At 61.9% G+C, this 13,639-nt stretch carries 13 protein-coding genes; 3 read left to right on the top strand and 10 right to left on the bottom strand.

What is annotated here, in order from left to right; all coding sequences use genetic code 11:
• Nucleotides 1–375: 375 nt before the first annotated feature.
• The gene (locus AC1DWF_RS24925; RefSeq protein WP_476784019.1) at nt 376–981 is read right to left on the bottom strand and encodes a hypothetical protein; all 606 of its coding nucleotides are present in this window, start codon (nt 979–981) and stop codon (nt 376–378) included.
• A 105-nt stretch (nt 982–1,086) separates the two neighbouring features.
• On the opposite strand from AC1DWF_RS24925, the gene trmFO reads away from it, so the two are divergent.
• Nucleotides 1,087–2,496 (top strand): methylenetetrahydrofolate--tRNA-(uracil(54)-C(5))-methyltransferase (FADH(2)-oxidizing) TrmFO, encoded by a 1,410-nt coding sequence (gene trmFO, locus AC1DWF_RS24920; RefSeq protein ID WP_476784020.1) that lies wholly within the window; start codon nt 1,087–1,089, stop codon nt 2,494–2,496.
• 14 nt (nt 2,497–2,510) lie between these two features.
• Nucleotides 2,511–3,032, top strand: coding sequence for a GNAT family N-acetyltransferase (locus AC1DWF_RS24915; protein ID WP_476784021.1), 522 nt, complete (start codon nt 2,511–2,513; stop codon nt 3,030–3,032).
• 4 nt (nt 3,033–3,036) lie between these two features.
• Here the strand turns inward: AC1DWF_RS24915 and AC1DWF_RS24910 are convergent, their stop codons facing one another.
• The 4 genes from AC1DWF_RS24910 to yajC are packed head-to-tail and all read right to left on the bottom strand — an operon-like array spanning nt 3,037 to nt 7,220.
• Entirely contained in the window at nt 3,037–3,834 is a 798-nt protein-coding gene (locus AC1DWF_RS24910) for a phytoene/squalene synthase family protein (protein ID WP_476784022.1), read from the bottom strand.
• A gap of 35 nt (nt 3,835–3,869) precedes the next feature.
• Entirely contained in the window at nt 3,870–4,256 is a 387-nt protein-coding gene (locus AC1DWF_RS24905) for an Mth938-like domain-containing protein (RefSeq protein WP_476784023.1), read from the bottom strand.
• A gap of 6 nt (nt 4,257–4,262) precedes the next feature.
• A complete protein-coding gene (gene secDF / locus AC1DWF_RS24900) occupies nt 4,263–6,830 on the bottom strand; it encodes a protein translocase subunit SecDF (protein ID WP_476787715.1) in 2,568 nt (855 codons plus the stop codon).
• A 51-nt stretch (nt 6,831–6,881) separates the two neighbouring features.
• Nucleotides 6,882–7,220, bottom strand: a complete 339-nt coding sequence (gene yajC, locus AC1DWF_RS24895; RefSeq protein ID WP_476787716.1) for a preprotein translocase subunit YajC — start codon at nt 7,218–7,220, stop codon at nt 6,882–6,884.
• Between the two features lie 182 nt (nt 7,221–7,402).
• Here yajC and AC1DWF_RS24890 point away from each other — a divergent pair, with 182 nt between their 5' ends.
• Entirely contained in the window at nt 7,403–8,275 is an 873-nt protein-coding gene (locus tag AC1DWF_RS24890) for an ATP-binding protein (RefSeq protein WP_476787717.1), read from the top strand.
• A gap of 80 nt (nt 8,276–8,355) precedes the next feature.
• Here AC1DWF_RS24890 and AC1DWF_RS24885 read toward each other — a convergent pair whose 3' ends face one another.
• The 5 genes from AC1DWF_RS24885 to tatC all read right to left on the bottom strand — a co-directional run bounded on the left by AC1DWF_RS24885 (nt 8,356) and on the right by tatC (nt 13,469).
• Nucleotides 8,356–9,639 (bottom strand): peptidoglycan DD-metalloendopeptidase family protein, encoded by a 1,284-nt coding sequence (locus tag AC1DWF_RS24885; RefSeq protein ID WP_476804235.1) that lies wholly within the window; start codon nt 9,637–9,639, stop codon nt 8,356–8,358.
• A 169-nt stretch (nt 9,640–9,808) separates the two neighbouring features.
• Nucleotides 9,809–10,462 (bottom strand): protein-L-isoaspartate(D-aspartate) O-methyltransferase, encoded by a 654-nt coding sequence (locus AC1DWF_RS24880; RefSeq protein ID WP_476842159.1) that lies wholly within the window; start codon nt 10,460–10,462, stop codon nt 9,809–9,811.
• Entirely contained in the window at nt 10,459–11,217 is a 759-nt protein-coding gene (gene surE / locus AC1DWF_RS24875) for a 5'/3'-nucleotidase SurE (RefSeq protein WP_476787719.1), read from the bottom strand. The genes AC1DWF_RS24880 and surE overlap by 4 nt, the downstream gene beginning before the upstream one ends.
• A 1-nt stretch (nt 11,218) precedes the next feature.
• A complete protein-coding gene (gene serS, locus AC1DWF_RS24870) occupies nt 11,219–12,523 on the bottom strand; it encodes a serine--tRNA ligase (RefSeq protein ID WP_476785721.1) in 1,305 nt (434 codons plus the stop codon).
• A gap of 55 nt (nt 12,524–12,578) precedes the next feature.
• Nucleotides 12,579–13,469 carry a twin-arginine translocase subunit TatC gene (tatC, locus tag AC1DWF_RS24865; protein WP_476787720.1) on the bottom strand — a complete coding sequence of 297 codons (891 nt, stop codon included), beginning with the start codon at nt 13,467–13,469 and terminating at the stop codon, nt 12,579–12,581.
• Between the last annotated feature and the right edge of the window lie 170 nt (nt 13,470–13,639).

The raw sequence follows: 13,639 nt of genomic DNA, 5'->3' as shown, positions 1-13,639 counted from the left end.
CCACCTTAACACACCCGCCAGACCTCCTCCCCTGGCGGGTGTCGTTACCTCCGAGAGCTTCGCCCTCTTTGATCGGCGAAAAGAATTCCGCCAGCGCCGACCTCCTCCCCGGCAATGGCAGATCAGGCCAGCTTCTTCCTCCCGATGAGCTGRCCACCTTAACACACCCGCCAGACCTCCTCCCCTGGCGGGTGTCGTTACCTCCGAGAGTTTCGCCCTCTTTGATCGGCGAAAGGAATTCCGCCTGCGCCGACCTCCTCCCCGGCAAAGGCGAATAGGTCAGCTTCCTCCTCCTCCCTGAAGCTGACCACCAAAACGACACCCGCCGGTCCTCCCCCGGCGGGTGTTGTCGTTTTGGACCTGCTCAAGGCATTGTTAGTCGAGCGCGCCGCTTTCCAGCACGCCGCGCACCTTCCACTCGCTGAGCGGGATGATGTCGGGGGCGCCGCCCATGGGCGCATACCAGGAATCGACGACCCATTTGACGCCACCGGGCGCGCGAACCACCGCCGTCCAGTGCGGATAGCGTCCATCAAGCAGGAACCCGCGCGAGGTTTTCGCCTCGACCTTGTGGTATTTGAGCAGGCCACGGCCATCGAGATAGCGAAGCAGAGAGTTGGTGTTGGTCGATTCGTCGACACAATCCATCTGCCCCCTGACCTTCGAGGCGCCGAATTCCGACTTCGGCTGGTCGCGGACGCCGGTAACCTGCTGCGCGCGCGTTTCGAAATAGCTGACCGCCCTGGCGATTGCTGCCCGCTCGGCCTGCGGCGACGCCTGACCGGCCGCGAGAATCGACGCAAATCGCTTGGCGTCATTCGGTCCAAGGTCGAGGCGCGATCGGAACGCGCAGCTATAGCCATGACAGATGTCGATGCGCTTGGTCGCCACCACATTCGGTGCTGAATGCGCGATGCCGATGAAATTTGAAAACGTGAATATGCCGGCAATGAGCAACCGGCAAATTGAATGTCCCGCCATTTGGACATCTTAGAAGTTGTCACGCGCTGCTCGCAACCCCCAAGTCATATCGTGGTAACCGCCGCAATCGTTGCAYTCCCCCGACCAAGGGATTATTCCGGCGCAATGAGCACAAAACCTATTCACATCGTCGGCGGCGGCCTCGCCGGATCAGAAGCAGCATGGCAGGTGGCCTCGGCCGGTGTGCCGGTGATCCTGCATGAAATGCGTGGTGTCCGCGGCACCGACGCGCACAAGACTGAAGGGTTGGCCGAGTTGGTCTGCTCCAATTCGTTCCGCTCGGATGACGCTGAAACCAACGCCGTGGGCCTGCTGCACGCCGAGATGCGACTTGCCGGCTCGCTGATCATGAGCGCGGGCGACGCCAACCAGGTCCCCGCCGGCGGCGCGCTCGCCGTCGACCGCGATGGCTTCTCCAACGCYGTCACCGCACGGCTCGAAGCCCATCCGCTGATATCAATCGTTCGCGAGGAAGTCACTGGCCTGCCACCCGCCGACTGGGACCAGGCGATCATCGCCACCGGCCCGCTGACCGCGCCTTCGCTTGCCGAATCCATCGCTGCCAATACCGGTGCGGACGCACTCGCCTTCTTCGATGCGATTGCCCCAATCATCCATTTCGACAGCATCGACATGAATGTCTGCTGGTTCCAGTCGCGCTACGACAAAGTCGGCCCCGGCGGCACCGGCAAGGACTACATCAACTGCCCGATGGACAAGGAGCAGTATGACGCCTTCGTCCAGGCGCTGCTCGACGGCCAGAAGACCGAGTTCAAGCAATGGGAAGGCACGCCCTATTTCGACGGCTGCCTGCCGATCGAAGTGATGGCCGAGCGTGGTCGCGAGACTTTGCGTCATGGCCCGATGAAGCCGATGGGCCTGACCAATGCCCACAATCCGACGGTGAAGGCCTATGCTGTTGTCCAGCTGCGTCAGGACAATGCACTCGGCACGCTCTACAACATGGTCGGTTTCCAGACCAAGCTGAAGTATGCCGAGCAGGTCAATGTGCTCCGCATGATTCCAGGCCTGGAGAACGCCGAGTTCGCCCGTCTCGGTGGACTGCACCGCAATACCTATCTCAACTCACCCACGCTGCTCGATCCGACGCTGCAGCTCAAGTCGCGGCCCGGCCTGCGTTTCGCCGGCCAGATCACCGGCTGCGAGGGTTACGTCGAAAGTGCCGCCATCGGCCTGCTTGCCGGGCGCTTCGCCGTAGCCGAGCGTCTTGGCCAGCCTTTGAGCCAGCCGCCGGTCACCACCGCGTTCGGCGCATTGCTCAACCACATCACCGGCGGCCACATCGTTTCCGACGATGAGCCCGGCAAACGCTCGTTCCAGCCGATGAACGTCAATTTCGGCCTGTTTCCAGTGATGGAAGCGCCCAAGGTCGAAGGCAAGCGCCTGCGCGGCAAGGAAAAGACCGTCGCCAAGAAAAAGGCGATGACGGCACGCGCGCTGGTCGATTGTCGGGCTTGGCTCGGCATTGCCGAAGCAGCACAAGCAGCGGAATAAAAACGAGGCAAAGCATGCTTCCTCCCGAGACCGCGCGCCTGATCTTGAGGGAGATGCAGCCGGACGATTCAGCGGAGATCCTGGCGATCTTCGCTGACGACTATGCGCGCCGCTTCTATCCGGAGATGACGACCGAAGCCGCTGCCATCGAGTGGATCGACAGGAACCGTGACCGCTATCAGCGGGACGGATTCGGGCTGTGGGCGATCATCGACAAGGCAAGTGGCGCGCTGATCGGCGATTGCGGTCCGACCTGGCAAGACGTGGCAGGCGCTCGCGTCCTCGAAATCGGCTACCATGTCGCTCCGGCGTGGCGCGGCCACGGTATCGCGCTCGAAGCGGCGCGCGCCGCGATGGCGTATGGCTTTGCGGCAAGGGACGAAATGGAGATCGGCTCGATCGTAGCGCCGGACAATTCTTCCTCGGCGAGCGTTGCCCGGCGCCTGCATCGCGACGTCCGCTCCTACGTCAATTCCCGTGGCCTCGACCGCTTCTTTTTCTACACCAAGCGCGACGAACACGTCGCGGCGACTTGAACAGCTACCAGCCGCGCGAAGCGGTCTTCAGCATCAGCAAGTGCTTGCGCAGCGAAGACATGCCGTCCTTGCCGCGCTCCAGTCGGTCGAGATAGGTCGGCGTCAGCGAAAGCGGCAGAAAAGCCGGCCGCAATGTGTCAGGCAGATCCTTGGCGCCGCGCTCAAACGCCCGAAGATGCTCGCGCGCCAGTGCGGCCATGGCCTGAACGGCATGCCGTGACGACTGGGCGGTTGCGTTCGCCACGAATTCTTCCGGCGTCGTCCCGGCGGCAGCGAGGATGTCCCTTGGGACATAACATTGGCCACGCGCGCGATGGATCGGCAGCAGCCGCAGCAATCCTGTGATCGCCTGCGCGCAGCCGGCATGGCCGGAAAGCTCCGCGTGCTTCGGCGCCTCGTCGGCATCGAGCACCAAGGCGGAAAGGTGGATCAGCGCGGAGGCGGTTTCGCCGCAATAGCCTTCCAGATCGGTGCGCGAGGGCATAGGGTCGTCGTAGAGGTCAAAGATACGGGCTTCGAGATAGCTGTCGAAGGCCGCAACCGGAAGGCGATATGTCTCGATCGCGGCCATCAATGCCGTGGCGACAGGATGCCCAGCGCCGGCTTCCCTATCGCCGGAAGCGATGACATCGCGCCACCATTGCAACCTGATCTCGCCGGGCATCGGCTCACTGACGCGATCGCGGATGCCTGATATCTCGGCGTTGAACGCATAGAGCGCCAAAACAGCCTGACGCTTGTCTTCGGGTGCATAAAGTGCCGCGAGATAGCGGTCGCGGTCGGCAATACGCACCGCTTCCATCAAAGCCTTCGCTGCCCCGTTCGCCTCGTTCACGGTCAGCCGACAGCAATGAAAGCGGCGGCTACCGCGCGCTCTTCCGCAAGCAGCACGTTGTAGGTACGCACCGCAGCCCCAGTCGACATCGGATCGGCGGAGATCTTGGCGGCCTTGAGTGCCGCCCTCAGTGTCTCGGGCAAGCGCCGCAGTTCCTTGCCCATGCCGACGAGCAGGATTTCCACCTGCGTCGCCTCGGCGAAGAGCTTTTCGAAATCCGACGGCTGCAGTGCCAATGGGTCTGCCGGCTGCCATCCATAGATGCCGGACGGCAGGCACAGGATCGAACCGCGATGCGACATGTCCGCGAAACGGAAGCCGCCGTCGCCATAGGCGTCGACGGGCGCCCGCCCGGGGAAATGCGCTTCTCGGATGATTAGCCCTGCCATATCCAGTTACGACTTGGTCGGGTGAGCGCTAGCCGGCACCGCCGGCTTGTGGTTGCCCTTGTCGTCAGCATCGATGCCTGCCGGCCGCAGCCTGAACAGGATGAGCAGCGGGCCGGCGACGAAGATCGACGAGTAAGTGCCGACCACGATGCCGAAGATCATTGCCAGCGTGAAGGACCGGATGACCTCGCCACCGAACAGGTAGAGCGAAATCAGGGCGAGCAGTGTGGTCAGGCCCGTCAGGACCGTACGCGACAGCGTCTGGTTCATCGACAGGTCGAGCAACTGCTCGATCGGCATCTTCTTGTACTTGCGCAGATTTTCGCGGACACGATCGTAAACGACGACGGTATCGTTGATCGAATAGCCGACGATTGTCAGGATCGCCGCGATACTGGTCAGGTTGAACTCGATGCCGGTGATGACATAAAGGCCGACCATCATGGTCACGTCGTGGATGGTCGCGAGAATGGCGCCTAGGCCGAACTGCCACTCGAAGCGGAACCAGATGTAGACCAGCATTGCGAGCATCGCGGCCATCACGCCGAGCGCGCCGTACAATGCGAGTTCGCTCGACACCGTCGGGCCAACCGATTCAACACGGCGGAAATCATAGTCGTTGGCAAGTTCGCCACGCACCTTCTCGACCACGCTCTGCTCGGCATTGTCACCGGCCTTCTGGCCTTCGACCCGGATCAGCAAGGTGCTTGCGGCGCCGAATTCCTGGACCTGAACGTCACCGATGTTGAGCTCGCTGAGCCGTGCGCGCACGTCGGACGAGCTGGCATCGCCACTTTTGGCCTGTACTTCCAGGCTGGTGCCGCCCTTGAAGTCGATGCCGTAATTCATGTCGATGGTGAAGAACAACGCCATCGCCGCAAGCGACGCGGCCGCCGACAGCGCGAAGGCATAGCGGCGCAGTCCCATGAACGAGAATTTGGTGTTGTCCGGCACGAAGCGCACGAAACCCTTGGGCAATTCCTTGGGCTTGGCGCGGCGCAGCCAGATCGAAACCAGCCAGCGGGTGAGCGTAAAGGCAGTGAACACCGTCGTCACGATGCCGATGGCAAGAGTAACGGCAAAGCCGCGCACCGGACCCGAGCCAAGATAGAACAGGATGATCGCTGCGATGAAGGTGGTGAAGTTGGCGTCGACGATGGTCGCCAGCGCGCGCGAAAAGCCTTGATCGAGCGACTGCACGAGCGAGCGACCGAGTTGTCGCTCCTCGCGCACGCGTTCGTAGATGATGACGTTGGAGTCGACCGCCATACCAACGGTCAAGACGATACCGGCGATGCCAGGCATCGTCAGCGTAGCACCCAGGATGGAGAGGATCGCGATGATCAGCGCCACGTTTGCGGCAAGTGCGATATTGGCGATGATGCCGAGCGTGCCATAGGCAACCAGCATGAAGGAAACGACGAGGATACCGGCGATCACCGAGGCAAACTTGCCCGCCGCGATCGAATCGGCGCCAAGGCTTGGGCCGACGGTGCGTTCCTCGACGATGGTCAGATCGGCCGGCAGCGCGCCGGCGCGCAGCAGAACGGCCAGGTCATTGGCGCTCTCAGCGGTAAAGTTACCGGAAATCTGGCCCGAACCGCCGAGGATCGGCTCATTGATGCGTGGCGCCGAGATCACCTGGTTGTCGAGGATGATGGCAAACAGCTTGCCGACATTCTGTTGGGTGGCCTGGCCGAAGCGCGATGCGCCCTTGCCGTCAAAGCGGAAGGATACGACCGCCTCGTTGGTGCGCTGGTCGAATGTCGCCTGCGCATCGGTGAGGTTTTCGCCCGACACGATGACCCGGTTTTCGATCAGATACGGAACGGGGGGATCGTCCTGCGAATACATCACAGTTGAGCCCGCCGGCGGACGGCCCTGCATCGCCTCCTGCGGAGACATCGACTGGTCGACCATCTGGAAGGTCAGCTTGGCAGTCTTGCCGAGGATTTCCTTGAGACGGGTCGGGTCCTGAAGGCCCGGAACCTGGACGAGGATGCGGTCGGAACCCGCACGTTGGATGATCGGCTCGGTGGTGCCGAGTTCATTGACGCGGCGGCCGATGACTTCGATCGACTGGGTGACCGCGTTGTTGACGCGATAATCGATACCGGACTCAGTCAGCGTGTAGCGCAACAGGCCCGGCTCAGGCTCGTCGAGCGCAAGTTCACTCACCGAACCGGTGCCGAACATGCTCGACGAAATCGGCGCGATCAGCGTCGCCAGTGCCGTTTTCGCCGCTTCGAGCTCGTTGGGATCCGTGATGCGGACCTGGATCGTCTTACCCGTTCCGGTCAGGCCGGTGTATCCGACCTTGGCGTCGCGCAGCATGGTGCGGATGTCGTCGCGGGTCGCCTGCAGACGCTCGTCGATCAAATCCTGCCTGTCGATGGACAGCAGGATGTGCGAGCCGCCCTGAAGGTCGAGGCCAAGCGTCAGCGCGCGTTTGGGAAACCACCCCGGTAGGGAATCGAGCTGAGACTGCGTCAGCATGTTCGGAATGGTGAAGAGCATCCCGAGGAGCACGACGGCCCAGATCGAGATTGTCTTCCAGCGCGAAAAATAGAGCATTTGGCCTCGTCCGTTAAGGCGTGAAAGCGGTGCGTCTCGCCTCGACTGCGATTATTTCTTGGCGTTCTGGTTGGCGATTGGCTCGCCCTTGACCCGAACGTCTGAAATGGTGCCGCGCAGCGCAGTCACCTTGAGGCCGTTGCCCAGGTCAACCTCGAGTTCATTGTCGTCGATGACCTTGGTCACCTTGCCGACGAAGCCGCCACCGGTGACAACCGTATCGCCGCGGCGGATTGCGGCAAGCATCTCGCCACGCTTCTTCAGCTGGGTACGCTGCGGGCGGATGATAAGAAAATACATGATCACGAAGATCAGCACAAACGGCAGAATGCTGATGAGAACGTCGGGCGTAGCCCCGGTGGCCTGTGCGTATGCCGGCGTGACGAACATGAATGTCTCCTGAGAAAGTATCGGGATACCGTACATCGGTGCCCCGGAAATGTGCGCGGAATATAGTCGCTAAAGCGACCAATGCAACTGCACATCCGGCCAGTTACGGCGCTTTTCCGGGTTGTTTGAGCGTGTTACAGCGTCGCGCGTCATTTGAAATGTAGAGACCGACAGGATTAGCCATGGAAAAGACGTTCGAAGCACTCAACGACAAACTCGACCGTCTGATCGCAGCGGTAGCCAGGCTGGCGCCCGTACCTGCTCCTGAGACCGATCTCGACACCGCCGACTGCTACGTCTGGGCGGCGGATCCCGGCTATCTCGAGCCCGTCCACCGCGTCAATCGCGTCGACATCGGCCTGATCAAGGGCGTCGACCGTGTTCGCGACATTCTCGTCGACAACACAGAACGCTTCGCCGCCGGCTTGCCCGCCAACAACGTGCTTTTGTGGGGCGCGCGCGGCATGGGCAAGTCGTCGCTGGTCAAGGCAGCACACGCCACGATCAACGCTTCAGGCAAAACAGCCGCCCCCCTCAAGCTGATCGAGATTCATCGCGAGGACATCGACACGCTGCCCAAGCTGATGAACCAGCTCAAGGCAGCGCCTTATCGCTTCATCCTGTTTTGCGACGACCTGTCGTTCGACCATGACGACACGTCCTACAAATCGCTCAAGGCCGCGCTCGAAGGCGGCGTCGAAGGCCGGCCGGGCAATGTGATCTTTTACGCGACCTCGAACCGCAGGCACCTGTTGCCACGCGACATGATCGACAATGAGCGCTCGACCGCGATCAACCCGTCCGAAGCCGTCGAGGAAAAGGTCTCCCTGTCGGACCGCTTCGGCCTGTGGCTCGGCTTCCACAAATGCTCGCAGGACGAATATCTCGACATGGTCAGCGGCTATGCCAGCTACCACGGCCTCGACAACGATCCGGAATCGTTGCGTGCTGAAGCACTGGAATGGGCAACGACACGCGGCAGCCGCTCCGGTCGCGTCGCCTGGCAGTTCATCCAGGATTTGGCCGGTCGCCTCGGCAAGTCGCTCAAGGACTGATGCCCCAAACGAAAACGCCCGCCCCTGATTCGGGACGGGCGGAACTGGCGGGTCTGATGGAGGTCAAACGACCCGCGAAATTATTCCAGATAGCCGCTCGGATCGACCGGCGTTGAATTCTTGCGCACCTCGAAATGCAGCTTCGGCGCGTCGGTGCTGCCGCTCATGCCGGAAAGCGCGATCTCGTCGCCACGCTTGACCTTCTGGCCACGCTGAACCTTCAGCTGGCTGGCATGACCATAGACGGTGACAAGACCATTCTCGTGACGCACCAGCACGGTGTTGCCGAACTCCTTGAGCCCGTCGCCAGCATAGATGACCACACCGTTCTCGGCAGCCTTGACGGGCGTGCCTTCCGGCACCGAGATGTCGATGCCGTCATTCGACTTGCCACCGCCCTTGCCATAGTTGGCAACGACCCGGCCGCGCACCGGCCAGCGCATGCGATCGATGCCGGTGGCATTCGGCGCAGGTGCCGACGATTCTTCGGCCTGCTCGACCAGCTTGTCTTTCTTCGGCGGCGTATAAGAAGCAACCGTGGGTGCATCGGCAGCGGGCTTCGCCGCGGCAACGGCCGGCTTGGCCGGAGCAGGCGTGCTTGTGACCACCGGATCGATGGCTGCGGGCTTCGCCGCGGCAACGGTCGTGGTCGCGCCAGGTACCTTCAGCGTTTGACCGATACGGATGCGGCCGTCCTGAAGACCATTGGCCTGTTTGAGTGCTGCGGTTGTGACGCCGAGCTTTTGGGCGATGCGGTTGAGCGTGTCGCCCTCCGCAACCTTATAGCCGCCACCGGCACCAACCGGCTTGGCATTCTTGTCAGCCGAAGAGTCGAGCTGCGCGACGGCACCTTCCCTGGTCTTGGGCTGCTGCGGCAACACCGCAACCTTGTCAGTCGACAGCGGCGGATTGACCGGCAGCGGCTTCTTGGTCGGCAGCTTAAGCGTATTCTGTTCTGCCTGCGCCGTCTGCGGCTGGGCTAGCGTAGCTGTCGCGGTGCGATCGACAATCGGCGCCTGAGCTGTACGAACAGGGGCCGGGGCAAGCGTGGGAGCCTGAGCGACAGGTGCGGGCAGAGGCTGCGACGAAACCGGCTGGAGGCTGCCACGGCTAACCGAACCCGAACTGCTGGGGGCTACGGGCGCTGCCGCCATCTGGGGATCGCCCGGATAGGGCTGCGGCTGCTGCTGATTGTTGATGATCGACTGCTGGTTGGGCGTCGATGCCGTAAAGAGATCGTCGACGCCACCGCCGCCGAATCGCGACACTCCGGAACTGCACCCTGCCGCCATGCCGGCAACCAGCAGCACGGCGCCACCGCGCGCCAGAGAGCGTTTATTCGTCTTCAAAATACTGAAACGCATCGCACTGACCCGCGCTTTACCCGATACCAACTAGGCTTGATTAAAGCGCGTTAATGTTACTGGTCGGTTAAGAGGATCAAATAAATCAATTGCTTCATGAATGGCGGCGGCGCACGGCCAAGCGCCGCCAGCTACCTGGTTCATGCACAAACTTGAAAACGATTTTTGGCTACAGAATGGCAGCGACGCCGCGGGCCAGCGCTTGCAGGCGGACAACACCCAGATCTTCGCGTTCAAAGCGGCTGCCGATCTTGGTCAGCTTGCACAGTACCTGTTCGCCCTCTTCGGGGCCGATCGGTGCGATCATCGTGCCGCCGCTCGAAAGCTGGTCGACGAACATGCGCGGATAGCTGTCGAATGYCGCCCACACCACGATGCGGTCGAACGGCCCCTCGCCCGGCAACCCGTTGGAACCGTCGCCCTGACGGACCAGCGCGTTGTTCATGCCGAGAACCTCGAAGCGCTGGCGCGCCTGTTCGGTCAGCGTCTTGTAGCGATCTATCGTGACGACACGGCCGGCGAGCCGGGCCATGACCGCCGCAGTATAGCCCGAGCCGGTTCCGACTTCGAGCACGCGGTTACCCTGTTCGATGTTGAGCGCGGCAATGACCGAAGCCTGGAGATCGGCACCTTCGATCGCCTCGCCGCATTCGATCGGCAACATGCGATCCGACCAGGCGATGGAATGGAATTGGCCCGAGATGAAGTCGCGCCTGGGCGTCGCCTCGAAAGCAGCAATGAGATTTTTCGGAACGATGCCGCGCCCACGAAGGCGAAGGAGAAAGGCGGCGAAACCTTCACGGTCGTCCGGCATCATGTTCATGCAATTGCCTTGGCCAATTGATCGCGCAGTTCATGCGCCGTCATGTCGAGCTTGAGCGGGGTCACGGAAATCTGCTTGTTGCGCACGGCATGAAGGTCGGTGCCCGGCTTCAACACCGGCTCGTCGCGGCCGAAACGCAGCCAGTAATATGGCAGGCTGCGGCCATCGCGGCGCTCCTCGACCCAGATGCCGTAAGACAGCTTGCCCTGACTCGCCACAACCGGTCCCGTCACCTCTTCGGGCGGGCAATTGGGGAAGTTGACGTTGAGCAGCACTCCGATCGGCAGCTCCGTCGAAATCAGCTTGCGCAGCAGCGCCGGCGCCAGCGCTTCGGCCGTTTCATACGGCACGATGCGCTCGTCATTCTCATAGATGTAGGCCTGGCTGAGCGCGATCGAGCGGATGCCGATCAGCGCCCCTTCCATGGCACCGGCAACGGTGCCGGAATAAGTCACGTCGTCAGCGACATTCAGACCCGAATTGATGCCGGACAGAATCAGGTCCGGTGGCTCTGGCAGGATCTTGCGCGCGCCCATGATGACGCAATCGGTCGGCGTGCCGTTCACCGCATAATGCTTGTCGCTGATCTTGCGCAGCCGAAGCGGCTCGGAGATCGACAGAGAATGCGCATAACCTGACTGGTCGGTTTCCGGCGCCACCACCCAGACATCGTCCGATAGCTGGTTGGCGATCCGCTCCAGGCAGGCAAGGCCTTCAGCGTGGATGCCGTCGTCGTTGGTCAGCAGAATGCGCATGTCACTTCATTTCGATCTTGGAGAGACCACCCATGTAAGGACGCAGGACTTCAGGAATCGTTACGCTGCCGTCCTCGTTCTGGTAGTTTTCGAGCACCGCGATCAACGCGCGGCCGACAGCCACGCCCGAGCCGTTGAGCGTGTGCACGAAACGCGTGCCCTTCTCTTCCTTCGGACGATAGCGGGCATCCATGCGGCGCGCCTGGAAATCGCCGCAGACCGAGCAGGACGAGATTTCACGATAGGTGTTCTGGCCGGGAAGCCAGACCTCGATGTCATGCGTCTTGCGCGCGCCGAAGCCCATATCGCCGGTGCAAAGCACCATCGTACGAAACGGCAGGCCGAGGCGCTTCAGCACTTCTTCCGCGCATTCGGTCATGCGATCGTGCTCGGCAAGTGCGCTTTCGGCATCGACGATCGAAACCAGCTCGACCTTGTAGAACTGGTGCTGGCGCAGCATGCCGCGCGTATCGCGCCCGGAGGACCCTGCTTCCGAGCGGAAGCACGGCGTGAGTGCCGTCATGCGCAGTGGCAACTGCTCGCTCGCCAGGATTTCTTCGCGCACCAGATTGGTCAGCGGCACCTCGGCGGTCGGAATGAGGCCCAGGCGACTGTCGCCATGCGGCACGAAGAATAGATCTTCCTCGAATTTGGGCAGATTGCCCGTACCGTAGAGCGGATCGTCGCGCACCAGAAGCGGCACCTGGACCTCGGTGTAACCGTGCTCGGTGGTGTGCAGGTCGAGCATGAACTGGCCAAGGGCGCGTTCAAGGCGCGCCAGCTGCCCCTTGAGCACGGTGAAGCGCGAACCGGAAAGCTTGGCGGCACGCTCGAAATCCATCAGGCCGAGCGCTTCGCCGATCTCGAAATGCTCCTTCACCCAGTTCGGGCGCGGCGGAACCGTGCCAACCTTGCGCAGCACGACATTGTCGTTTTCGTCCTTGCCGACCGGCACGTCTTCGAGCGGCACGTTCGGGATCACGGCAAGTGCCGCGTCGAGCGCCTTGTCGAGCTCACGCTCGCGGCCTTCGCCGTCCTGGATGAAGCCCTTGATCTCTGCGACCTCGGTCTTCAACTTCTCGGCGAGTGCGGAATCACCCGAGCGCATCGCATTGCCGATCTCCTTGGATGCAGCATTGCGGCGCTCCTGCGCTTCCTGAAGCTTGGAGACATGGGCGCGACGCGCCTCGTCCTTGGCGATCAGGTCGTCAACGGTGGCTCTCGCCACCTCGGCCGACTGCCCGCGCTTGCCAAGTGCATCGGCAAGCGCCCCAGGGTTCTCACGAATCCATTTGATATCAAGCATTTAAAAATTCCGGTCGTCGCGGTTGTCGAAACGACCGCGACGGCGGATCGGGCTGTCAGCTAGCGTTGGTGCCGCTGCCTGTGCCTTCGAGCGAGGTCGATGCTGCTGGCGATTGCTTCTCGGCGGTGCTTTCGCCCGCGTCCTGCGTTTCGCTCGCCACACGATCCTTCTCGCGCTTTTTTTCGATCATCCGGGCGGTCCAGATGGAAATCTCGTAAAGAAGGATCGTGGGAAGGGCAAGGCCGATCTGGCTGACCGGGTCTGGCGGCGTCAGCACGGCCGCCACCACGAAAGCAAGAACGATCGCCCATTTGCGCTTGTCAGCCAGCCCCTGCGAGCTAACCAGGCCCACCCGCGCCATCAGCGTGGTCACCACCGGCAACTGGAACACCAGGCCGAAGGAGAAGATCAGCGTCATGATCAGGCTGAGATATTCCGACACCTTGGGCAGCAGCGAAATCTGCACCTGATCGTCGGTGCCGGCCTGCTGCATGGCAAGGAAGAACCACATCACCATTGGGGTAAAGAAGAAATACACCAGTGACGCGCCCATCAAGAACAGGACAGGCGAGGCGATCAGGAACGGCAGGAAGGCATTGCGCTCGTTCTTGTAGAGACCGGGTGCGATGAACTTGTAGATCTGCGTGGCGATCAGCGGGAAAGCAATCACCAGGCCGCCGAACATGGCAAGCTTGATCTGGGTGAAGAAAAATTCCTGCGGCGCGGTGTAGATCAGCTCGACCTTGTGCGGATCGAGACCTGCCCATTTCGTCGCCCATTTGAACGGGATGACGAGCAGGTTGAACAGTTGCTTGGCAAAGAAGAAGCAGACCAGGAAGGCGGCGAAGAAGCCGCCGATGGACCACATCAGCCGCGTACGCAGCTCGATCAGATGTTCGAGAAGTGGGGCCGAGGACTTTTCGATCTCGTCGTCTTCGGCGCTCACGAGGCTTTTCCTGCGTTGGTCGCCTTCGCAGCGACAGTCTTCTTGGGCGCCGCAGCCTTGGCTGGTGCCGCTTTCGGTGCCGGGGCCTTGGCAGGCGCTACACTCGCCTTGGCTTTCGCGGCGGGCTTGGCTTCAGGCGCGGCCTTTGGCTGAGCTGTGGTGAGCTGTGG

It is taken from the genome of Aminobacter sp. P4_D5 (genome assembly GCF_056401815.1).
Note: the sequence above shows the minus strand (reverse complement) of the source record. Positions and strands in the feature narration are given on the sequence as shown.

Coding starts and splice junctions, on each gene's coding strand:
- AC1DWF_RS24925 (WP_476784019.1), bottom strand. CDS start 981: ATGGCGGGACATTCAATTTGCCGGTTGCTCATTGCCGGCATATTCACG.
- AC1DWF_RS24915 (WP_476784021.1), top strand. CDS start 2,511: ATGCTTCCTCCCGAGACCGCGCGCCTGATCTTGAGGGAGATGCAGCCG.
- AC1DWF_RS24910 (WP_476784022.1), bottom strand. CDS start 3,834: ATGGAAGCGGTGCGTATTGCCGACCGCGACCGCTATCTCGCGGCACTT.
- AC1DWF_RS24905 (WP_476784023.1), bottom strand. CDS start 4,256: ATGGCAGGGCTAATCATCCGAGAAGCGCATTTCCCCGGGCGGGCGCCC.
- secDF (WP_476787715.1), bottom strand. CDS start 6,830: ATGCTCTATTTTTCGCGCTGGAAGACAATCTCGATCTGGGCCGTCGTG.
- yajC (WP_476787716.1), bottom strand. CDS start 7,220: ATGTTCGTCACGCCGGCATACGCACAGGCCACCGGGGCTACGCCCGAC.
- AC1DWF_RS24890 (WP_476787717.1), top strand. CDS start 7,403: ATGGAAAAGACGTTCGAAGCACTCAACGACAAACTCGACCGTCTGATC.
- AC1DWF_RS24885 (WP_476804235.1), bottom strand. CDS start 9,639: ATGCGTTTCAGTATTTTGAAGACGAATAAACGCTCTCTGGCGCGCGGT.
- surE (WP_476787719.1), bottom strand. CDS start 11,217: ATGCGCATTCTGCTGACCAACGACGACGGCATCCACGCTGAAGGCCTT.
- serS (WP_476785721.1), bottom strand. CDS start 12,523: ATGCTTGATATCAAATGGATTCGTGAGAACCCTGGGGCGCTTGCCGAT.